Annotated in this window: 18 protein-coding genes; 11 read left to right on the forward strand and 7 right to left on the reverse strand. The window is 63.4% G+C overall.

What is annotated here, in order from left to right; all coding sequences use genetic code 11:
- Positions 1-45 precede the first annotated feature (45 nt).
- Together FAA86_RS17725 and FAA86_RS17730 are read left to right on the forward strand one after the other, a co-directional pair.
- Positions 46-1,710: a GMC family oxidoreductase gene (locus FAA86_RS17725; protein ID WP_136542466.1), complete on the forward strand. Its 1,665-nt coding sequence runs from the start codon at positions 46-48 to the stop codon at positions 1,708-1,710.
- 50 nt (positions 1,711-1,760) lie between these two features.
- On the forward strand, positions 1,761-2,294 hold the full coding sequence (locus FAA86_RS17730) for a gluconokinase (protein WP_136542467.1): 534 nt from the start codon (positions 1,761-1,763) through the stop codon (positions 2,292-2,294).
- 3 nt (positions 2,295-2,297) lie between these two features.
- Here FAA86_RS17730 and aguB read toward each other — a convergent pair whose 3' ends face one another.
- The 4 genes from aguB to FAA86_RS17750 form a co-directional block, all read right to left on the reverse strand.
- Entirely contained in the window at positions 2,298-3,167 is an 870-nt protein-coding gene (gene aguB, locus FAA86_RS17735; protein WP_136542468.1) for an N-carbamoylputrescine amidase, read from the reverse strand.
- 11 nt (positions 3,168-3,178) lie between these two features.
- Entirely contained in the window at positions 3,179-4,477 is a 1,299-nt protein-coding gene (locus FAA86_RS17740) for an NAD(P)/FAD-dependent oxidoreductase (RefSeq protein WP_136542469.1), read from the reverse strand.
- A gap of 9 nt (positions 4,478-4,486) precedes the next feature.
- A complete protein-coding gene (locus FAA86_RS17745; protein ID WP_113459812.1) occupies positions 4,487-5,845 on the reverse strand; it encodes a glutamine synthetase family protein in 1,359 nt (452 codons plus the stop codon).
- A 286-nt stretch (positions 5,846-6,131) separates the two neighbouring features.
- Complete coding sequence (locus FAA86_RS17750; protein WP_136542470.1) at positions 6,132-7,385, reverse strand: NAD(P)/FAD-dependent oxidoreductase; 1,254 nt, start codon at positions 7,383-7,385, stop codon at positions 6,132-6,134.
- Positions 7,386-7,550: 165 nt separating this feature from the next.
- Between FAA86_RS17750 and FAA86_RS17755 the strand changes: the two genes are divergently transcribed.
- Complete coding sequence (locus FAA86_RS17755; protein ID WP_136542471.1) at positions 7,551-7,919, forward strand: YbaN family protein; 369 nt, start codon at positions 7,551-7,553, stop codon at positions 7,917-7,919.
- Here the strand turns inward: FAA86_RS17755 and FAA86_RS17760 are convergent.
- Both FAA86_RS17760 and FAA86_RS17765 read right to left on the reverse strand, forming a co-directional pair.
- The gene (locus FAA86_RS17760) at positions 7,888-10,722 is read right to left on the reverse strand and encodes an EAL domain-containing protein (protein ID WP_136542472.1); all 2,835 of its coding nucleotides are present in this window, start codon (positions 10,720-10,722) and stop codon (positions 7,888-7,890) included. The genes FAA86_RS17755 and FAA86_RS17760 overlap by 32 nt on opposite strands.
- Positions 10,723-10,761: 39 nt before the next feature.
- Complete coding sequence (locus FAA86_RS17765; RefSeq protein ID WP_136542473.1) at positions 10,762-11,652, reverse strand: FecR domain-containing protein; 891 nt, start codon at positions 11,650-11,652, stop codon at positions 10,762-10,764.
- Between the two features lie 289 nt (positions 11,653-11,941).
- Here FAA86_RS17765 and FAA86_RS17770 point away from each other — a divergent pair, with 289 nt between their 5' ends.
- A complete protein-coding gene (locus tag FAA86_RS17770; RefSeq protein WP_136542474.1) occupies positions 11,942-13,453 on the forward strand; it encodes a dihydrolipoyl dehydrogenase family protein in 1,512 nt (503 codons plus the stop codon).
- Positions 13,450-14,067: a CDP-alcohol phosphatidyltransferase family protein gene (locus tag FAA86_RS17775; RefSeq protein ID WP_136542475.1), complete on the forward strand. Its 618-nt coding sequence runs from the start codon at positions 13,450-13,452 to the stop codon at positions 14,065-14,067. The genes FAA86_RS17770 and FAA86_RS17775 overlap by 4 nt, the downstream gene beginning before the upstream one ends.
- Before the next feature lie 17 nt (positions 14,068-14,084).
- Here FAA86_RS17775 and FAA86_RS17780 read toward each other — a convergent pair whose 3' ends face one another.
- On the reverse strand, positions 14,085-14,693 hold the full coding sequence (locus tag FAA86_RS17780; RefSeq protein ID WP_167495024.1) for an RNA polymerase sigma factor: 609 nt from the start codon (positions 14,691-14,693) through the stop codon (positions 14,085-14,087).
- Positions 14,694-14,847: 154 nt separating this feature from the next.
- On the opposite strand from FAA86_RS17780, the gene FAA86_RS17785 reads away from it, so the two are divergent.
- The 6 genes from FAA86_RS17785 to FAA86_RS17810 all read left to right on the forward strand — a co-directional run.
- On the forward strand, positions 14,848-15,600 hold the full coding sequence (locus FAA86_RS17785) for a TVP38/TMEM64 family protein (protein ID WP_136542477.1): 753 nt from the start codon (positions 14,848-14,850) through the stop codon (positions 15,598-15,600).
- A 35-nt stretch (positions 15,601-15,635) separates the two neighbouring features.
- The gene (locus tag FAA86_RS17790) at positions 15,636-15,881 is read left to right on the forward strand and encodes a zf-HC2 domain-containing protein (protein WP_136542478.1); all 246 of its coding nucleotides are present in this window, start codon (positions 15,636-15,638) and stop codon (positions 15,879-15,881) included.
- 95 nt (positions 15,882-15,976) lie between these two features.
- Positions 15,977-17,197, forward strand: coding sequence for an ABC transporter substrate-binding protein (locus tag FAA86_RS17795; protein WP_167495026.1), 1,221 nt, complete (start codon positions 15,977-15,979; stop codon positions 17,195-17,197).
- 42 nt (positions 17,198-17,239) lie between these two features.
- Entirely contained in the window at positions 17,240-18,925 is a 1,686-nt protein-coding gene (locus FAA86_RS17800; RefSeq protein ID WP_136542480.1) for an ABC transporter permease, read from the forward strand.
- A gap of 2 nt (positions 18,926-18,927) precedes the next feature.
- Positions 18,928-19,599 carry an ATP-binding cassette domain-containing protein gene (locus FAA86_RS17805; protein WP_167495027.1) on the forward strand — a complete coding sequence of 224 codons (672 nt, stop codon included), beginning with the start codon at positions 18,928-18,930 and terminating at the stop codon, positions 19,597-19,599.
- Positions 19,592-20,559 (forward strand): FAD-dependent oxidoreductase (locus FAA86_RS17810; protein WP_136542482.1); only part of this gene is annotated, 968 nt, incomplete at its 3' end. The genes FAA86_RS17805 and FAA86_RS17810, both read left to right, overlap by 8 nt.

Here is a 20,559-nt window from a genome sequence, read left to right on the forward strand (position 1 = left end):
TCGCTGCAGAAGTGCTGGGCGGGTACAGGTCTCTGGGGGGAGAGCATGTACGACTATGTGATCATCGGAGGCGGTTCCGCAGGCTCGGTTCTGGCGGCGCGCCTGAGCGAGGATCCCTCCGTCACCGTGTGCCTCCTGGAGGCCGGCGGACGCGGCGATGGCGTTTTTGCCCGCGTGCCGATGGCAGCGGCAGCCGTGGTGCCAGGACATGTGAAAAGCGGCAACTGGCGGTTTTCCACCGTGCCGCAGGCCGGGCTCAACGGACGTCGCGGCTATCAGCCCCGGGGGCGCGGTCTTGGCGGGTCGAGCCTGATCAACGCCATGCTCTATGTTCGTGGTCACGCCGGTGATTACGACGAATGGGCCTCTCTCGGCTGTGCAGGCTGGTCTTGGACGGATGTGTTGCCCTGGTTCAAGAAGGCAGAGGACAACATTCGTGGTGCAGATGATCTGCATGGCCGCGGCGGGCCGCTTCAGGTCTGCGACCAGAACTGGACGCGACCGATCAACCAGGCCTTCCTGAAGGCCTGCGAGCAGAGCGGCCACCGCCAGAACGACGATTTCAACGGCCCTCAGCAGGAAGGCGCCGGCGTCTATCAGGCGACCCAGTTCTGGAATGGGCCGAAACGAGGTGAGCGCTGCTCGGCTGCTGCTGCCTATCTCCACGATGTAATGACGCGGCGCAATCTGACCGTCATCACCGAGGCGCATGTCACACGCATCGTCATCCAGCAGGGCAGGGCGGTCGGCGTCGCCTATCGTTTCGGCAAGGAAGAGCGCACCGTCCGCGCCGGCCGCGAGGTGCTGCTTTCGGCGGGCGCGTTGCAGTCACCGCAGATCCTGATGCTCTCAGGCATCGGCCCTGCCGACCATCTGACCTCCCTCGGCATTCCCGTGGTTCTGGACCGCGCCGAAGTGGGCAATAACCTGCAGGACCACCTCGATTACACCATGATCTTCCGCTCGCCCGACACCGATCTCTTCGGCATGGGCATCACCGCGACACGCGATATTCTCCGCGCCGCGCAAGAGTGGCGGACGGAGCGCATGGGGCATCTACGGTCGACCTGCGCGGAATCGGGCGCCTTCTTGAAGACCGATCCCTCTCTCGACCGCCCGGATATCCAGCTCCACTTCCTCGTCGCCATGGTTGATGACCACGTGCGCAAGATGCATTGGGGCCATGGCTATTCCTGCCATGTCTGCGTTCTGCGCCCCCATTCGCGGGGCACCGTGCGGCTTGCAAGCGCCGACCCCTCGGCCGCCCCTCTGATCGATCCTGCCTTCCTCTCCGATGCGCGCGACCTGGAGACCCTGCGCAAGGGGGCCCGGATGATGGCCGAGATCATGGCAGCCCCCGCGCTCAACAGGTATCGCGGCGCCGAGCTCTATCCCGCGGGGCCTTCGGACGCGGAACTCGACGCCGCCATCCGCGCCCGGGCAGACACAATCTACCACCCAGTCGGCACCTGCCGCATGGGTTCGGATCCGGATGCGGTTGTTGACCCCAGCCTCAGGCTCAACGGCGTGGAGGGCCTTCGCGTCGTCGATGCCTCCGTCATGCCGCGCCTGATCGGCGGCAACACCAACGCCCCCGTCATCATGATGGCCGAGAAGATCGCGGCCTCGATAAGGGCTGAGCGGCAGCCATCAAGGGAAAGAGGTCTCGCCAGAGACGCGGTCAGCAAGAGCGGATTGCATTTCGCCTGAACCTTCCTATTGTCGCGACCCTTGAACGAGGGTTGAGGAAGAGGAAGAGCATGCCGCACGAAAATAAGCCCACCGTCCCGCAGGCGGTGATCGTCATGGGCGTCAGCGGCTGTGGCAAGTCTTCGGTCGGCGCGGCCCTGGCAGATCGTCTCAGACTTCCCTTCATCGAAGGCGATGTGCTGCATCCCGAAACCAATGTCGCGAAGATGGCCGCGGGAACACCACTCACGGACGAGGATCGCTGGCCCTGGCTGACCGTGATCGGCGAGCGCATGGCCGACGCTCTGGAGCGCGGCGAGGGGATCGTCGTGTCCTGCTCTGCGCTGAAGAAGATCTACCGCGACCACCTGCGCGCCGCGACCGGCGATCGCCTCACTTTCGTTTATCTCGAAGGATCGCGGGACTTGTTGGGGCGCCGCATGGGCGCCCGCACCGGCCATTTCATGCCGCTTGGTCTCCTCGACAGCCAGCTCGCCACCCTGGAAGTGCCGACCGGTGAGCCCGGCGTCGTCACAGTCTCCATCGATCAGCCGGTCGAGGGCATCGTCGCCGACGCGCTTGCAGGCTTGAAGACCGAGGCCTGAGCCTCAGCCTTCATAGCCCATCAGCGGGCCGTAGAGCTCCGGGCGACGATCGCGGAACAGGCCCCAGCTGGCGCGCTGTCTTGCAATGCCGTCGAGGTCGAAGGTGGCGGTCAGCACAGTTTCCGTCTCCCGATCGGCGGTCGCCACCATCGCCCCCGTCTGGTCACAGATGAAGGACGAGCCATAGAAGGTGAGCGACGTGCCCTTGCGCCCGTCTTCCTTGCCGATGCGGTTCGACGCGATGACCGGCATGACATTGGCCGCGGCATGACCCTGCATCACCCGCTGCCAGTGGCAGGAGCTGTCGAGGCTCGCATCCTGCGGTTCCGAACCGATCGCGGTCGGGTAGAACAGAAGTTCGGCGCCCTGCAGCGCCATGGCACGCGCCGCCTCCGGAAACCACTGGTCCCAGCAGATGCCGACGCCGATCGTTGCGTGCCGCGTCTCCCAGACCTCGAAACCTGTATCGCCGGGCGAGAAGTAGAACTTCTCGGTATAGCCGGGCCCATCGGGGATATGGCTCTTGCGATAGATGCCGAGCACGTCGCCGGTCGCATCGACAATGGCGATGCTGTTGAAGAAGGTCTGCCCGGCCTTCTCGAAAAAGCTGACGGGGATCACGACGTTGAGTTCTTCGGCCACTGCCGAGAAGTGCTCGATCAGCGGGTTGTCATGCGCAGGTTTCGCGAGATCGAAGAACTCCGCGATCTGGTCCTGGCAGAAGTATGGCGCCTCGAACAGTTCCTGGATCAGCACGATCTGCGCGCCCTTGGATGCTGCCTCGCGCACGAGCTTTTCCGCCCGGGCGATGTTGGAGGTCAGATCCCATGAGCAGGCCATTTGGGTCGCGGCGACGGTGACGGTGCGGGTCATCTGATCTCTCCTTACACGCCAAGCCGGTCGCGCATGCCGTAATACCAGGCACCGAGTGCGGTGAACGGCACGCGGAACATGCGACCACCCGGGAAGGGGTAGGCCTGCAGCGACGACCAGACGTCGAAGCGGCTCATTTGGCCGTGCACGGCTTCGCCCAGGATCTTGCCGAGCAGATGCGTCGTCGTCACGCCATGGCCGCTGTCGCCATGCGAGAAGTAGACGGTGTCCGACAGCTTGCCCATATGCGGGATGCGCGTCAGCGTCAGTGCAAAATTGCCGCTCCAGGCATAGTCGATCTTGACGTCCTTCAACTGCGGGAAGGTTTTGAGCATGTTCGGCCGGATGACGCCCGTCAGGTTCTTCGGATCCTGGCCGCCATAGCCGATGCCGCCACCATAGAGCAGACGGTTGTCGGCCGTGCGGCGGTAGTAGTCGAGAACGTAATTGGCGTCCTCGACGCAGTAGTTGGCCGGCAGCAGCTCCTCGATCAGCTTGGGATCCAGCACCTCGGTCGCCATGACCTGGCTGGAAACCGGCATCATCTTCTCGGTCACCTTCGGCGCGATGCCGGCCATATAGGCATTGCCGCAGACGAGGATGTGCTTGGCCCTGACGATCCCGCCTTCGGTGCAGACGAAAGGCTGCGGGCCGGTGTCGAGATGCACGACCTTGGAATTCTCAAAAATCTTGGCGCCGAGGCTTTCGGCCGCTGCCGCTTCGCCGAGCACCAGATCGAGCGGATGAATATGGCCACCATGGCGATCGATCATGCCACCGACATAACGATCGGTCTTGGCATATTTCGCGACTTCGGACTTGGAGACCATTTCCAGCCCGTCATGGCCGTGCTTCATCCAGTGCGCCCGGACGTCTGCCATCTCCTTCACCTGCTTGTCGGTGAAGGCCGCGAAGAAACCGCCGTCGACGAGATCGCATTCGATCCCGTATTTCGCCACGCGCTCGCGGATGATCCGGCCACCTTCCAGCGACATCTCGCCGAGACGGTCTGCCTTGTCCTGGCCGTAACGCTTGGCAATCGTCTCGAGGTCACGGCTATAGCCGTTGACGATCTGGCCGCCATTGCGGCCTGAAGCGCCGAAGCCGATGCGGTCGGCCTCGAGCACGATGACGGCATAGCCCTTTTCGGAGAGCTCGAGCGCTGCCGAAATGCCGGTAAAGCCGGCGCCGATGATGCAGATATCGGCCGTGTGCTGGCCATCCAGCTTCGGGCGCACGCGCTTGTCACGGGCAGAGGCTGCGTAATAAGTGGCCGCATGGCCGGGATTGGGTCCGATCGACTTGGTCATGGCTTCACCTCACACGGTCCGGATATAGGCGTCATATTCGACGTCGGTCACACGCAGCGAGAACTCCGAGAGCTCCTGCTGCTTGCAGGCGGTATAAAGGCTTCGATATTTCGGCCCGAGCGCCGCATAGGCGAAGCTCGATTTGGCAAAGCGCTGCAGCGCGTAGTCCCAGTTGGTCGGCAGCGGCTCGTGGTTGACGGCATGGTCGTCGCCGGAGATCGCGCCACCGGGCGAAAGCTTCTCCTTCATGCCGGCCAGTGCCGCCGACAGGATCATGGCCAGAACGAGATAGGGATTGGTGTCGGATCCGGCAACGCGATGCTCGATGCGGGTCGCGGGCTTCGAGGCCGTGATGACGCGCACGGCAGCCGAGCGGTTGTCGAAACCCCAGGACGCATAGGTCGGCGCATGTTCGGACGGGCGCAGGCGGCGATAAGAGTTCTGGTGCGGCGCAAAGATCGCCATGCTCTCGCCCATGTTCTCCAGAAGCCCGCCAACGGAGTGGAAGAGGGCTTCCGACGGGCCATCGGCGCCGACATAGATATTCTCACCCTTCTCGTCGAGAACGGAGAAATGCACATGCATGCCGCTACCGGCCTGCGTGCCATAGGGCTTGGCCATGAAGGTGGCGTCGAGGTCGCTGGCGCGGGCCACGCCCTTGACGATCCGCTTCAAGAGGACGGCATAATCCGCGGCCGCCAGCGCATCCGGCACATGGTTGAGATTGATTTCGTACTGACCAGGACCGTTTTCACGCAGCGTCGTATCGGCCGGCACGTTCTGGGCGCGCGCCGCCGTTGAAATGCCGTGGAAGACCTCTTCAAAGTCCTGCAGTTCGGAAATCGAAAGAACCTGCGTCTGGCCGGTATGCCAGCGGCCGTCGCGCGTGTTCGGCGGGCGGACCGGGTCGAGTGCCGAACGCACCGGGTCGATCAGGTAGAATTCGAGTTCGGTGGCAACGACCGGCGTCAGCTTGGCCGCCTTGAAACGATCGAGCACATGGCTCAGCACCTGGCGCGGATCGGCATAGAAGCTCTCGCCTTCCTGGGTGTGCATCTGCAGGAGCACCTGCGCCGTCGGGCGCGACAACCAGGTGACGCGTGACAGCGTGCCCGGAACCGGAAAGCAGATGCCGTCCGGGTCGCCGGTCCCCTCGGCAAGACCAGCGGCATTGACGTCACGGCCCCAGACGTCCAGCGCATAGACCGAGCGCGGCATGGCCATGCCCTTGGTCAAAACGTCGATGGCGCGTTCACGCGGGATCCACTTGCCGCGTGGCACGCCGTTGACGTCAATGACGAATGCTTCAAGGACTTCGATATCGGGATTGGCCGCGAAAAATTCGCGTGCCTCTTCGGCCATGTTCATGGATCACCGTGTGGCTGATTGAATTCGGGTTCGATACGTGCAGGCAGAAAGCGCGCGGACGCCAGGTCCGCTAACGATAGACGCTTTTCGCGTTATGGATCAAACACCGGCGCATGCCACTGTCCGTCTCTTCCTGATCCCCCTGGCCGCCGGCGTTCTTGCGACGCTTCTTCTTGCCGGCCTGTTTCCACCGGGAAACAATTTGATCAAATTATTCGATCTGAGTACCACCTCGGGGCCAAAAAGGCTAGCCCCCTGAGACGGGGGCCAGAGAAGCTGGATGATTTTACGGACGGAAACGCTCCGGGCTCCATGCCTTGGCGTCGATGAACGTCTTCTCGCCATCCATCATTTCCGCGATCAGGCGGCCGGTGACGGGCCCAAGGGTCAGGCCATGATGCGCATGGCCGAAGGCGAACCACATGCCCTCGTGACGCGGCGCCTTGCCGATGACCGGCATCATGTCCGGCGTGCAGGGGCGGGCGCCCATCCAGGGCTCGGCGTCCAGCCGCTCGGCGAGCGGGAAGATTTCGCGCGCGACTTTCTCGGCGCGCGCCAGCTGCACCGGCGATTTCGGCGCATCGCGATTGGCAAATTCCGCCCCCGTCGTCAGGCGAATGCCCTTTTCCATCGGCGCGAGGAAGTAGCCACGCTCGGCATCCATGGTCCAGTTGTTGAGGACGGCATTGCCGGCCGGCGCATAATGCATGTGGTAGCCGCGCTTGACGCCGAGCAGGAAGCGATAGCCGAACTTCCGCGTCACGTCTTCCGACCAGGGGCCAAGTGCCAGCACGACATCGTCGCCTTCGACCATGCCGTCATCGGTCTTCACCCGCCAGCCCTTGCCGGAAGCCCCCGTCTCCAGCGACAGGGCATCGCCCTTGACGAAGCGTCCGCCGAGCGACTGGAAATAGGTGAGATAGGCCTGGGTGAGGCCATGCGGATCGGTGACCGACCAGGGATCGTTCCACTTGAGGCCCCCGACGAAATCGCCCCGGATATGCGGCTCTTCCTTGGCCAGCTCATCACGGTTGAGTGCCCGGTAGCTGACGCCATATTCCCGCGCCAGCCGCTCTGCCTCGGCCAGCTCCGTGTCACGCTTGCCGGTCGTGCGGAAGATCTCCATCCAGCCGTCCTTGCGGATCAGATGATCGGCATGGGCCGCCTGGATCAGGTCCTGATGCTCGCTGACCGAGTTTTCGATCAGGGGCGCATAGGCGCGTGCGATCACCTGATGCCGGCTCTTGTTGGAATGCCACCAGTAGCGCGACAGGAAGGGTACGAGTTTCAGGATGGCGCTCGCATGGTAATGCGCGTCGATCCGATTGTTGAAGCCGTAGCGGATCAGCATCCCGAGCTCCTGCGGGAAGCCATAGGGCACGACGCCCTCGCGCTGGATGAGCCCCGCATTGCCGAAAGAGGTTTCCTCGCCCGCGCCGCGGCGGTCCACCAGCACCACCGAACGCCCGCGACGCGCGAGATGGATGGCTGTGGAAACGCCGATAATGCCGGCGCCGAGCACGAGGGTAACCTTGGACATGTCAGTTGAATTCCTGAAGGTGGGATTGCCGGGCAAGGATGCATTCCGGTCTATTGCGGCGCAAACGAAAAATCGCCGCATTTGCCGCAATCCTCAAAATCCTTGCCAAGTCCGATTCCTGCGATATCTGCAGGCTATGCGACGGCAGCCAGCAAAGGGAATGCAATGCGCCTGCTCATTCTTGGCTTTGCCTGGTTGATGGTCGGCATCGGCATCATCGGCATTTTCCTGCCCGTCTTGCCGACGACCCCCTTCATGATCCTGGCCGCGGCCCTCTTTGCCCGCTCTTCCCCGCGCTTTGAACAATGGCTTCTCGATCACCCGCGTTTCGGCCAGCCTCTCATCGACTGGCGCAGGGAAGGGGCGATCTCGCAAAAGGCCAAGATCGCCTCCGTCTCGCTGATGACGCTGAGCTATGGGATCGTCATCTTCTTCGGCCCACCACAGCTCTGGCTGAAGCTGGTGATCGGACTGATCCTGATCGCCTGCGCGGCCTTCATCCTCACCCGGCCTGCGCCAGGCCGCCCGCAGTGATCGCTTCGCCGCCGGAAAGCAGCGAATGGGCAGCCGATAGCGCCAGGATCTGACGGGCCGGCTGCGGACGCCCGAAGAAATAGCCCTGTCCTTCTTCGCATCGGAGCGCCGTCAGCATCTCGCATTGCAAGGCGTTCTCCACCCCCTCGCAAACCAGCGTGAGGCCGAGACCGTGGGCGAGCGTCGTGATGGATTGAACGATGGTCTGCGCGGCGGGGTCACTCACCATGTCGCGGATGAAGGACTGGTCGATCTTCAGCTTGTCGAGCGGCAGGCTGGAAATATAGCTCAGTGACGAGTAGCCGGTGCCGAAATCGTCGAGCGCGATCGTGACGCCGAGATCGCGCAAGGCGTTCAGCTTCTCGAAGAGCTCCTCCGATTTTTCGAGGAACATCGACTCCGTGATCTCGACATGCAGCCGGTGCGGCGCAAGCCCGCTGACGGCCAGAGCCGCCCGAAGATCCGCGAGCAGATCGCCACGCAGGAACTGGACCGGCGAAATATTGACGGCGACGCTGACATGCGCCGGCCAGCTGGTGGCTGCCTTGCAGGCTTCCTTGAACATGAACTGCCCAAGGTCGCAGATAAACCCATTGGTCTCGGCAATGCCGATGAATTCCGCCGGCGAGATCATGCCGAGCGTCGGGTGCTGCCAGCGCAGCAGGGCTTCCGCCCCGACCAGCCGCCCGCTCTTGAGCGCGACCTGCGGCTGATAGAGCAGGAAAAATTGTCCCTGCTCGAGCGCCCCGCGCATCTCGGCTTCCAGAAGGCGGGAGCGTGCCCGGCGCAGGGCCGAGGAGGGATCATAGGCCCGCCAGCCGCTGCCGCCGACCCGCTTGGCCTCGATCAGAGCCAGTTCGGCCGCTTCGATCCATTGGCCCGGATCGCCGAGATCGAGGCTGCCGCTGCAGGCACCGACCCGCGCATTGAGCTCGATCTTGATACCATCGACTCCGAAGGAGGTGTCGAAGAGGGCAAGCAGGCGCTCGGCACTTTCGGCAAGCCCGGCCTCATCCTCGACGCCGGGTGTTGCAAGACAGAGCGTGTCTCCAGCCAGCCGCGCGGAAAGACCATCGATGCCCGTATGCCTGCGCAGGCGTGCCGCGACCGCCTTCAGCACGCCGTCACCCTTTTCGCGGCCGAGCGTTTCGTTGAGATGGGAGAAACGGTGCAGGTCGATGACGAAGACCGAGAAACCGGTTCCGACCTTGGCCATCGCATCCACCAGCCCGCGCCGCGTCAGAAGCCCGGTGAGGTCGTCGACGCGCGACATTTCTTCGAGCTTGGTCTCGTAAAGCCGCCGCGCGGTGACATCCCGCAGGCTGATGCAGGTGACATAGGTGCCGACCGAAGACAGGCCCTGTCCGCCGCCGCTTTCGAACGGCGAGATCGTGATCACCGCCTCGAGGTGGCGGCGACCGCTCCGCCCCGGCATACTGAAGGAAAGAGGCTCGCTATGCGCCTTGTCGGGCTCGGCAACATGCTTGGCCTCAAGGGCAAGCACGGCCTCCATCAAAACCGCCGGCACGAAGCCGGAAAGGTTTGTGCCGCGGGCAACCGGTTCGTAAAGTCCCAGCAAGTCCGCGGTCGTGTGGCTGGCATCGAGCAGGTTGAACCTCTGGTCGAGCACGATGACCGGGTCGACGCTGTCGTTGATCACCCGTTTCAGCACCCGGCGAATGTCCCGGTTTTCGCGGATGGCCAGTTCTGCAAGCCAGCCCTTGATCCCGATCTTCTCCGCCATCAGCATTAGCAGGCCGAAGGCAAGTACGGCCCAGAGCGTTGCCGTGTGAAAGACGATCGCCTCGTTCTTGTAGAGGAGGAAGGCTGCGGCCTCGCCGATCGCCACCATGGCCGCAGAGGCTGCAAGCGGAACGCCGAAGGAGACGCGACTGAAGGTCAGCATGTAGGTGATGATCAGCGCGGCAAGGAGAAGCACGATCGGCTCGATCTGCAGCGGCTTCAGCAACCGGTCCTGGACCAGCGTTTCCGTGGCCAGCACATGCAGCATCGGCCCGCTCAGGATACCGTAGACCGGCACCGCGAACAGATCCTTCAGCTCGGTCGCATAGGCACCCACCACCACCGATTTGCCGGACAAGGCGTCCCCTGCCAGAGAGCCGGACAGGATGTCGGACACCGAAAAGGTCGGCACGGTTTCCGGGCGGATGGAGAAGTCGATGGCGAGCCTGTGGGTTCGGGCATCGCTGTAGCCGGCAAGGACGGCCGGTGCCGACTGGGTCGGCACACCATCCACCATGTCGGTGACGGGGAAGGACCGCATCAGCCCGTCCTCGTCGAGAGAAACGTCGACCAGCGCCGTCCAGGCATGGTCCGCGAAGAGGGGGATCGGCGCCGTCAACGTCAGCGGATCGTTGGACCGCGCGCCGAACTGCTGGCGAAACATCGGCAGGATCACGCCACCGCCGGCATCTTCGAGCGCGCGGGCGAGCCGCGCATCGCTCTCGGGACGGGAGGGCGTGCTGAAGTCGATATCGAGGAAGATGTCGCGCGCACCCGCCGCGACCAGCCTGTCGATCAGTTCGGCATGCACATCGCGTGGCCAGGGCCAGGTCCCGACCTTCGCCAGGCTCTTCTTGTCGATGGCGACGAAGACGAAGTCGCCAGTGGCAGGCCGAGGCGCCCCGGCGGCCCGGAAAGCCGTCAACTCGTTGTCGACATGCTGCACGACGGAAAGCGAGGGCAGCAAAAAGGGAAGCGCCATGATCATTGCGATCATGGCGAGCCTGAGCGATGTCAGGGAAGACAGCGTGCCGCGCGATTTGCGGGGGCCAGCCGTCATTCGCTGACCACTGTCATGAGGTGTGGTGCGACCCGACGATCAGTCATCGCGTCCACCCTTGCCGCCACCCTTGCCGTTGCCGCCGCCCTTGCCGTGACCGCCGCCCTTGCCGCCGTCACTGTCATTGCCGCGGCCGTTCCCCTTCCCACCGGAATTGCCCTTGTCTTTTCCTTCGCCTTTGCCGCCGGCATCGCCCTTCGAGGTGCTCTTGCCCTTGTCCGGCGCTCCGCCGGCTTTGTCGGCCTTGGATTTCTCCGCAATGGATTTCTCGGGGCCTTTCTTGCCTGCCTTCTCGGACTTTGGTGCATCCCCCTTGGCACTGCGGGCCGGAACGGCAGGCTTCGACGGGGCAGCGCGCGTGACGTCCGGCTTGCCGGAAAGGCCTGCGACCGTCATGCCGGAGGTGTCGACACGGGCACCCTGGCCGGCGCCCAGATCGCTGCGTTCGCCGCTGCCGAAGCTCGTGACCTCCACGAGGCCGCGGTCGACGGCGACGGCCGCATCCGTCTCAGTGACTTCGACGGTAAATTTCGTGCCTTTGACGACGGCAGCCAGGAAAGGTGTCTGCACGGTGGTGTGCGGCTGCTGGCGCTTCTCGATTTCGAGACTGATCTCGCCGACCTGCTGGACCACTTCCGTCTTGCGATTGATGTCGCTGCCCCGTGTGATAACGGCCGCGAGCGTGTTCGGCTGGAAGGCAATGCTTTCCGTGCCGCGCACGAGTTGCAGGCGGCCGCGGGGACCCGTCGAAATCCAGGCCTTGTTCGGAACTTCCATGCCCTTGCGCAGCGGAATCCAGGTTTCCTTGTCGGTCGTATAGGCGACCTGAGACGTAGCTCTCGCTGCCACCCAGGTCTCGGTCGTCGCTGAAACGGTGCCTGACATGCAGGCCATGAGTAGACAGAGAATGGTGGACACGATGATGCGCATGATGGGCTCTCCCTTGATGCCCTAATTCAGCACTTCTTTCTTAAGATTCACCTGAATCTGATACCTCGGTTTTAGCAAGCGCCTATTTTTTGGGCGGCGAATCGCTACTCTAGAAGAGATATGCGCTTGACGCATGGCGCAGCGCTGAAGGGGTAGTCGCGAATGCGACCGCCTCCTGCGGACGGCCTACCTCGCGGGTCTCCCTGAGAAAAAAGACCGACAGCGCTGTAACAAACGCTGGCGTCATGTGTCGTATGGTCAGACACCAATATCTTGGGCAGAGGCACGCATGGATCGCACGGAGCCGACATCGAACAGACCCGCCTCGGGCTGGACACGACCGAAACGTTTCGATCGCAACCTCATCGTCATCGGCGCAGGCTCGGCGGGCCTCGTCTCCGCCTACATTGCCGCTGCCGCCAAGGCGAAGGTGACGCTGGTCGAGGCCAACAAGATGGGTGGCGATTGCCTGAACTTCGGCTGCGTCCCGTCGAAGGCCTTGATCAAGAGCGCCAAGGTGGCACACCAGATGCGCCATGCGGACCATTATGGCCTGGAGCCGGTCGAACCCAGGGTACCCTTTTCTGCCGTGATGGAGCGGATCCATAAGGTGATCGCCGAGATCGAGCCGCATGACAGCGTCGAGCGTTATACCGGGCTCGGCGTTGAGGTGCTGCAAGGCTATGCCAAGCTGATCGATCCCTGGACCGTGGAGATCGCGCTGAACGACGGCGGCACGCAGCGCCTGACGACGCGCGCGATCATCATTGCGACAGGCGCGCAACCCTTCGTTCCGCCCATTCCGGGTCTGGCCGAGATCGGCTTCCTGACCTCGGACAACATGTGGGAGCGGCTGCGCGATCGCCCCGCGGTGCCGCAGAGGCTGGTCGTTCTCGGTGGCGGACCGATCGGCTGCGAACTGGCGCAGAGCTTCGCCCGGCTTGGCTCCGAGGTGACCCAGATCGAAATGGCGCCCCGCCTCATGATGCGGGAGGACGAAGATGCGGCCCAGTTCGTCGAAGCCTCGATCCGAGAGGATGGGGTGAATGTCCTGACCCGCCACAAGGCGGTCGCCTGCGGGACCGAGGGGGGCGAAAAATGGATCGAAGTCGAGCATGACGGCAGCAAGCGCCGCATCGGCTTCGACGAAATCATCGTGGCCGTCGGGCGCGCGCCGCGACTGAAGGGCTTCGGGCTCGAGGAACTCGGCATCAAGGTCGACCGGGTCGTCGAGACGAACGAATATCTGCAGACACTTCACCCGCATATCCTGGCGGCGGGCGATGTCGCTGGGCCCTACCAGTTCACCCATGTCGCTGGACATCAGGCCTGGTTTGCCGCCATCAATGCGCTCTTCGGCGATCTCAAGCGCTTCAAGGCCGATTACTCCGTCATTCCCTGGGCGACCTTCACCGACCCTGAAGTGGCACGCGTCGGCCTGTCCGAGGCCGAGGCGAAAGAGAAGAACATCCGTTATGAGGTCACGCGCTTCGGCATCGACGATCTTGATCGCGCCATCGCCGATGGATCGGCCCGCGGCTTCGTCAAGGTGCTGACGGTGCCGGGCAAGGACAAGATCCTAGGGGCTACGATCGTCGGTGAGCATGCCGGCGATCTGCTCGCCGAATTCGTCTTCGCCATGAAACACGGCCATGGGCTCGGCAAGATCCTCGGCACCATCCATATCTATCCGACGCTCGCCGAAGCCAACAAGATGGTGGCCGGCCAGTGGCGGCGCACTCACATCAACAGTTTCCTCCTCTCGCTGCTTCAGCGCTTCCAGACCTGGAGGCGCGGATGATCGACGCCAGGATATTGCCGCTGCAGAAAGCGGCCCTTCAGCCGGTTGCCGCGCGTCTGGCGCATCGCGGTGTGAAGGCCGATCAGATCAGTCTCGTCGGCTTCCTGGCAGGGGGCGGCGCCTTCATCGCGCTCTGCGTCGGCCAGTGGCTCGCAGCTCTGCTGCTGATCCTCGCCAACCGTGTGCTCGATGGACTGGATGGCGCCGTTGCCCGCATCCAGGGTCCGACCGATCGTGGTGCCTATCTCGATATTGCGCTGGACATGGTCTTCTACGCCTTGATCCCGCTCGGTTTCGCCGTCGCAGCCCCGGACGTGAATGCGCTTCCCGCCGCCGTGCTCATCGTCTCCTTCGTCGGCACGGGATCCTCCTTCCTCGCCTTTTCAGCGGTTGCCGCCAAGCTCGGCCGCAAGGCGCCGGAGTTTCCGACGAAGGGCATCTACTACGCCGGCGGTTTGGCCGAAGGTTTCGAGACGATCGCCGTCTTCGTTGCCATGTGCCTCCTCCCGGCGAGTTTTCCGGTCATTGCCTATGGCTTCGCCGCCCTGTGCGCGCTGACCACCGTCATCCGCTGGCGTCAGGGCTGGGTCGCGTTTTCGGGTGACGGCCGATGAATGCTACCTGGTTTTCCTCAAATGGCGGCGTTCAGCTGGTCGAGCGCGTTGCGCACCGTCAGGCGCGCGCGATGGAGAAGGACACGCATATTGCCCTCGGAAATGTCGAGCAGGGCACAGACCTCCGAGGCATCGAGTTCCTGCTGACCCCGCAGGATCAGCACCGCGCGTTGCGCGGGCGGCAGCGTTTCGATGACCGCCTCGACATGCTGCAGGACGCTGCGTCCCTCGATGTGCCGCTCCGGTGTCAGGTCTTCCCAAAGCTCGGGCATGCTGCGCCAGTGGCCGCGACCGTCGAACGCTCCGGCGAGACCCTCGCCATCGCCGAAATCGTCAAAGGAGACGGTCCGGCCCTCGCGCCGCGCGCGGCTGCGCGCCTTGTTGATCAGGATGGTATAGATCCAGCCGGCAAGCGATCCGCGCCCCTCGAAGAGATCGATGCGACCGAGAACGGCGACCCAGGTATCCTGCACCACCTCTTCGGCAAGGTCGCGCGACCGTACGATCCCGGCGCAAAAGCGCAGCATCGCCGCGTTGTGCCGGCGATAGACGAGCTCGAAAGCCTCCGCGTCGCCGGTAAGCAGCCGCAGCGCCAGAGCCCGGTCATCACTTTCAATCTCCGCCACGCCGCCCCCTGCCTCAGCTCGCGGGCCATTAGCGAAACAATCGACTTCAAAGTCCAGCCGCATTCGACCCCATCAAGCCATAGTGACCATAGGGGATCAGTCGCCTTGCAGGGCCCGATCTTACACCGCACGCATGCTTGCCCGGGAGATCATCATGGATGAGCAACGATCTCCGCACCCTGCTGGCGGGGCAAACAGCATCTGGCGCTATGCGCCAGTTGTTCTCGTGATCGCAGGCCTTGTGCTCGGCTATGCTCTCGGTCTCCAGAACTATCTGAGCCTGACATTTCTGGCCGAGCAGCGGGAGGCCTTGCGCGCCTATGTGGATGCGAATTTCCTCTGGTCGGCGCTGCTCTTCCTCGCCGTCTATATCCTGGCGGTCGCCTTCTCCTTCCCCGCAGCCTCGGTGCTGACCATCTTCGGCGGTTTCCTCTTCGGCTGGCTGATCGGGGGAGCGCTGGTGGCCGTTGGCGCGACGATCGGCGCGTCGATCCTGTTCCTCGCCACGCGCTCGGCCTTCGGAGGCTTCCTGCGCCACCGGGTCGATGGTGTCGTCAAGAAGATGGCCGATGGCTTCCGGGAGAATGCCTTCGGCTATCTCTTCGTGATCCGTCTCGCGCCGGTCTTTCCGTTCTTCGTCGTCAATATTGCAGCGGCACTCTTCGACATCAGCCTTGGCCGGTTCTTCACCGCCACGCTGTTCGGGATCCTGCCCGGGACCTTCGCCTATGCCTATCTCGGCCAGGGTGTCGACAGTGTTCTCGTCGCCGCGCAAGCGAGCGGCCGGGAAGCGCAGATCTCCGATCTCGTGACACCGGAGATTACGCTCGCCTTCTTCGCGCTGGCCTTCGTCGCCCTGATCCCGACCGTCGTCAAGCAGATCCGCAAGCGGGGAAATACAGGATGAAAAGCCAAGACATCATTCGGGAGGAGGGCTGAGCTATGTATCGATGCAGTGAAGTCGCCGAGCGCGCCAGCCTGCTGATCGACGGCGAGCTGGGCTTTCTGCCCCGGCTCAACATCCGGCTCCATCTGGCCATCTGCCGGGGCTGCCGGGCCTTCATCGAGCAGATGCGCATCACCCGCGAACTGACGGCAATGGCAGACACTGCCGACGATATCCCGCCCGGCGAGGAGATAAAGGCCGCTCTGGCTCAGCGGCAGATGCAATTGAAAACAAAAGGATGAGATCCGGCGGATCTCATGAGCGTAGTTGAAAAAGGATCCGCGAAGCCTTGGCATTCTGCGGTTGACCGAGAGGGAGAAGAAGAACCATGCGTTTGATGACTGGAGTTTTTGCGGTCAGCCTTTTGGCTGCCTCAAGCAGCCTCCCGGCGGCGGCCGCCGGACCGGACCTCACCGACTGGAGCGCCATCGAAAAGGCCGCATCCGGGCAGACGGTCTACTTCAACGCCTGGGGCGGGTCTGAAAACATCAATGCCTATCTCGAATGGGTGGGCGCCGAGATGCAGTCGCGCTATGGCGTCACCGTCGTACAGGTAAAGCTCGAGGATACCGCAAGCGCCGTCGCCAAGGTGATCGCCGAAAAGGCGGCCGGCAAGAACGAGGGTGGCTCGGTCGATCTCATCTGGATCAATGGCGAGAACTTCGTCTCGATGAAGCAGCAGGATCTGCTTCTGACGCCGGGCTGGGCGACCGCGCTGCCCAACTGGCAATATGTCGACGTCGAGAACCAGCCGACCATCCTCACGGATTTCACCGAGCCGACGGATGGGCTCGAAAGCCCTTGGGGCGGCGCCAAGATGGTCTTCTTCTACGATAGCGCCCGCACGCAAGCCTCGGCACTCCCGGACGATGCCATGCAGCTGCTCGACTGGGCCAAGAAGAACCCGGGTCGCTTCTCCTATCCCGCCCCTCCGGATTTCATCGGCTCGTCCTTCTTGAAGCAGGTGCTGAGCGAAGTCATCGATGATCCGGCCAAGCTGGCAAAGCCTGTCGAAGAAGAGAGTTTCGAACGGGACGTCGAACCGCTCTTCGCCTATCTCGATGAGCTGCATCCGGTCGCATGGCGTCAGGGCAAGGCTTTCCCGCAGAACTATCCGGACATGAAGCAGAAGCTCGCGGATGGGGAACTCGACATCATTTTCGCCTTCAACCCGGCAGAGGCCTCGGCCGGCATCAAGGCCGGCGAACTGCCGGAGACCGTGCGCTCCTTCACCTTCTCCGGCGGCACCCTCGGCAACACGCATTTCGTCGCCATTCCCTATAATGCCAATGCCAAGGAGGGGGCGCTGCTTACGGCGAACTTCCTGATTTCGCCCGAAGCACAGCTGCGCAAGCAGGATCCGACCTATTGGGGCGATCCAACCGTTCTCGCCATGGGAAAACTGCCGGAGGAAGATCGGGCAGCCTTCGCCGCCCTCGACCTTGGCGTGGCAACCCTTGCGCCCGATCAGCTCGGACCGGTCATTGCAGAACCTCATGCGAGCTGGATGGAGCGTATCGAAGTCGAGTGGCGCCGACGCTACGCCAGCGGCAACTGAGCCGTGGCATTTGAAGCGGCAGATCGCGTGTTCAGGAACGGGTTGACCGCCGTCCTCCCAAGGGATGCGGTCGCCGTCACGCTCGGTTTCCTGCTTCTGCCGATCACCTTCGGCTTGCTCGGCACGCTCCTTCCGGCCTTCGGCTATCTGCCAGCTCTTGGAGGTGTTGAGTTGGGCTTCGCGCCCTTCCGGGATCTCTTCGCCACACCAGGGCTGCTTGCCGCCGCGGCCTTGAGCGTAGCGACGGGTCTTGCCGCGTCGCTCATCTCTGTCGGTATTACGCTGGTGTTCGTTGCAAGTTATGCCGGTACCCCGACGCTCTCTCGCCTGCAGCATCTGCTGTCGCCGCTGCTTGCCGTTCCCCATGCCGCCGCGGCCTTCGGCTTTGCCTTTCTGATCGCCCCGTCCGGCTTTCTGATCCGCCTCGTCGCTCCCGTCTTCGGCATTGATCGGCCTCCGGATATTCTCATCCCCCATGATCCCATAGGGCTGGCGATGATCGCGGGGCTTGTCATCAAGGAGACGCCCTTTCTCTTTCTCGTGACACTCGCCGCCTTGCCGCAGGTGGATCTCGGCGCCGCCCGCAGACTTTCGGCCTCTTTCGGCTACGGCCGGATTGCGGGCTTCGTCTACCTGCTCTGGCCGGCGCTCTACCGCCAGATCCGCTTTGCCGTCTATGCCGTGATCGCCTATTCGTCTTCCGTGGTCGATGTCGCCCTGATCCTCGGCCCCAATCTGCCCGGTACGCTGGCGACACGGCTAGTCCAGTGGATGAACGATCCGGATCTCTCCGCCCGCTTTCTCGCTTCGGCCGGCGCCGTGCTGCAGCTCGGCGTTACCCTTGTGGCACTGATTTCCTGGTTCGTCCTGGAGCATTTTGCGTCCGGTGCGCTTAAGGCTGCGCGTGACAAAGGCTGGCGGTTGGTGGCCGACTGGCTTGTCCGCCGCGTCTCGATCCTCCTCGTTGGCCTGATCGGCACCATCGTTTTCGCAGGTCTTGCCATTCTCGCCTTCTGGTCATTGGCCGGCCTCTGGCAGTTTCCGGACATCCTGCCGCAGAGTTTCACCTTGCGAAGCTGGATGAGTGCCTGGCCGCGCGTCGGCGATCCACTCATCACCACGCTGCTGACGGGCCTTGCTTCGACGCTGCTCGCCATCCTGCTCACGATCGGTTGCCTGGAGCGAGAGCTTCAAACGGGCCGCAGCGTCGGCGAAAAGGCGTTGTTGATGCTCTATCTGCCGCTGATCGTGCCGCAGATCACCTTTGTCTTCGGCCTGCAACTGCTCTTCATCGGCAGCGGCAGCGAACACAGGCTGCCGGCGCTGGTGCTCGTTCATCTGGTATTTGTGCTGCCTTACGTGTTCCTCTCGCTGGCCGACCCGTGGCGCTCGCTCGACCGTCGTTATGAGATTATTGCCACCGCTCTTGGCCGATCCCGACTGTCTGTGCTCCTATCGATCCGCCTGCCCATGTTGATCCGCCCGATCCTGACGGCCATGGCGGTTGGCTTCGCCGTCTCGGTCGGGCAATATCTTCCGACGGTCCTGATCGGCGAGGGGCGGCTTTCAACCATCACCACGGAGGCGGTCGCACTCGCCTCCGGCAACAACCGCCGTGTCATCGGAGTCTATGCCCTGCTGCAGACCATCCTGCCTTGCCTCGCTTTCGCGCTCGCGGCCTTGATCCCCGCAGCGCTGCACCGCAACCGGCGCGAGATGAAGGTCTGATGATGCTGCAAAGACAAAGCTCGACCGGCCTCTCGCTTTCTGGCGTCCTGATCCGCTTGAGAGGTTTGACCCTGATCGATCTGAGTGCCGATGTGGCGCCCGGTTCCGTGCTGACCGTCATGGGTCCGTCCGGCTCGGGCAAATCCACCTTGCTGTCCTATATTGGCGGCTTTCTCGATCCGGATTTCGACGCGCAAGGCGCTGTCTCCGTCGATGGTCTCGATCTCCTGTCGCTCCCGGCAGAGGCCAGACGGGCCGGCATTCTCTTCCAGGATCCGCTGCTCTTCCCGCATATGTCGGTCGGTGCCAATGTCGCCTTTGCCATCCCGGCCGATGTCGTAGATCGCCGGCAGCGTCGACAGATGGCCGCGGAGATCCTGGCCGAAATGGATTTGGCCGGATTTGCCGAGCGCGATCCGGCGACCCTGTCCGGCGGGCAGAAGGCACGGGTGGCGCTTGCCCGCGTTCTCGTGTCGCGACCGCGCCTCCTGCTGCTCGACGAGCCTTTCTCCAAGCTCGACATGGAGTTGCGCGCCCAGATGCGCCAGCTGGTCTTCGAGCGCGCCAGAACGGCCGGCCTCCCGGTCATCCTCGTCACCCATGACGAGGCTGATGCCGAGGCCGCAGGCGGTCCCGTCCATCGTCTCGGCGCCAGGGGAGCGCCCCATGAATGAGACGGGCGATGCCGTGGTACCGATCCTCCTTCTGGGAGGGGGCCACGCACATGTCGAAGTGGTCCGACGACTGGGAGAACTGGGTCTCGGCGCACAGATCACGCTGGTCTCGCCTTCTCGCCACGCGCCTTATTCCGGCATGCTGCCAGGTCACATTTCCGGCGAATACGGGTTTGACGACTTCCACATTGATCTCGCGGCGCTCTGCGCCCGCTCCGGCGCCACCTTTGTCGAGACATCCGCAACGTCCATCGATCCCGATGCCCGACGGGTCTCGCTCTTCACCGGCCGAGATCTCGGCTATCATCTGCTGTCGATCGATATCGGCTCTACCCCCTCGCTGCCGGAAGGGATTGCGGCCGGAATTGCGGTCAAGCCGATCTCAAGCTTCACCGACCGTCTGGAAAGGCTTGATGCGCTGGCGGCCGAGGGCGCTCTGTCCCGCCTCGCGGTGGTGGGGCAGGGCGTCGCCGGTGTCGAGGTGGCTTTCGCCCTGAGACGACGCTTCGCCGGACGCAATATCGACATCGCGCTTGTTGGCCGCTCGGCCGGAGTAGTCCCCGAGCGCAGCCGCTGGACTCGATATTTCATCGAACGGGAAATGCGAAAGGCAGGAATGGCGCACCATGCCGCTTTCGATGTCGTCGCTTACGAAGATGGCGCCCTTGTCGCCCGGGACGGACGTCGGCTGACGGTGGACGAGGTGGTATGGACGACGTCGAGCGGTGCCCCGGCCTGGCTCAGGGAACCCGGCCTTTCTCTCGACGAGAGCGGCTTCATCCGAGTGGATGAGACGCTGAGATCGCTGTCACACCCTGAGATCTTCGCCGCCGGCGACGTCGCCTCGCTCTCGGATCCACGCCCCAAGGCCGGCGTCTTCGCCGTGCGCCAGGGGCCCGTGCTCGCCGAAAACCTGCGTCGCAGCCTCGCCGGCGAAAGCCTTCAACCCTACAGACCACA

Origin of the sequence: Rhizobium rosettiformans W3, from assembly GCF_004912135.1 — a bacterium.
Taxonomy (GTDB): domain Bacteria; phylum Pseudomonadota; class Alphaproteobacteria; order Rhizobiales; family Rhizobiaceae; genus Allorhizobium; species Allorhizobium rosettiformans.

Excerpts from the sequence above, each read along its gene's own strand:
- FAA86_RS17725 (WP_136542466.1), top strand. The coding sequence starts at position 46 with ATGTACGACTATGTGATCATCGGAGGCGGTTCCGCAGGCTCGGTTCTG.
- FAA86_RS17730 (WP_136542467.1), top strand. The coding sequence starts at position 1,761 with ATGCCGCACGAAAATAAGCCCACCGTCCCGCAGGCGGTGATCGTCATG.
- aguB (WP_136542468.1), bottom strand. The coding sequence starts at position 3,167 with ATGACCCGCACCGTCACCGTCGCCGCGACCCAAATGGCCTGCTCATGG.
- FAA86_RS17740 (WP_136542469.1), bottom strand. The coding sequence starts at position 4,477 with ATGACCAAGTCGATCGGACCCAATCCCGGCCATGCGGCCACTTATTAC.
- FAA86_RS17745 (WP_113459812.1), bottom strand. The coding sequence starts at position 5,845 with ATGAACATGGCCGAAGAGGCACGCGAATTTTTCGCGGCCAATCCCGAT.
- FAA86_RS17750 (WP_136542470.1), bottom strand. The coding sequence starts at position 7,385 with ATGTCCAAGGTTACCCTCGTGCTCGGCGCCGGCATTATCGGCGTTTCC.
- FAA86_RS17755 (WP_136542471.1), top strand. The coding sequence starts at position 7,551 with ATGCGCCTGCTCATTCTTGGCTTTGCCTGGTTGATGGTCGGCATCGGC.
- FAA86_RS17760 (WP_136542472.1), bottom strand. The coding sequence starts at position 10,722 with ATGACGGCTGGCCCCCGCAAATCGCGCGGCACGCTGTCTTCCCTGACA.
- FAA86_RS17765 (WP_136542473.1), bottom strand. The coding sequence starts at position 11,652 with ATGCGCATCATCGTGTCCACCATTCTCTGTCTACTCATGGCCTGCATG.
- FAA86_RS17770 (WP_136542474.1), top strand. The coding sequence starts at position 11,942 with ATGGATCGCACGGAGCCGACATCGAACAGACCCGCCTCGGGCTGGACA.
- FAA86_RS17775 (WP_136542475.1), top strand. The coding sequence starts at position 13,450 with ATGATCGACGCCAGGATATTGCCGCTGCAGAAAGCGGCCCTTCAGCCG.
- FAA86_RS17785 (WP_136542477.1), top strand. The coding sequence starts at position 14,848 with ATGGATGAGCAACGATCTCCGCACCCTGCTGGCGGGGCAAACAGCATC.
- FAA86_RS17790 (WP_136542478.1), top strand. The coding sequence starts at position 15,636 with ATGTATCGATGCAGTGAAGTCGCCGAGCGCGCCAGCCTGCTGATCGAC.
- FAA86_RS17795 (WP_167495026.1), top strand. The coding sequence starts at position 15,977 with ATGACTGGAGTTTTTGCGGTCAGCCTTTTGGCTGCCTCAAGCAGCCTC.
- FAA86_RS17805 (WP_167495027.1), top strand. The coding sequence starts at position 18,928 with ATGCTGCAAAGACAAAGCTCGACCGGCCTCTCGCTTTCTGGCGTCCTG.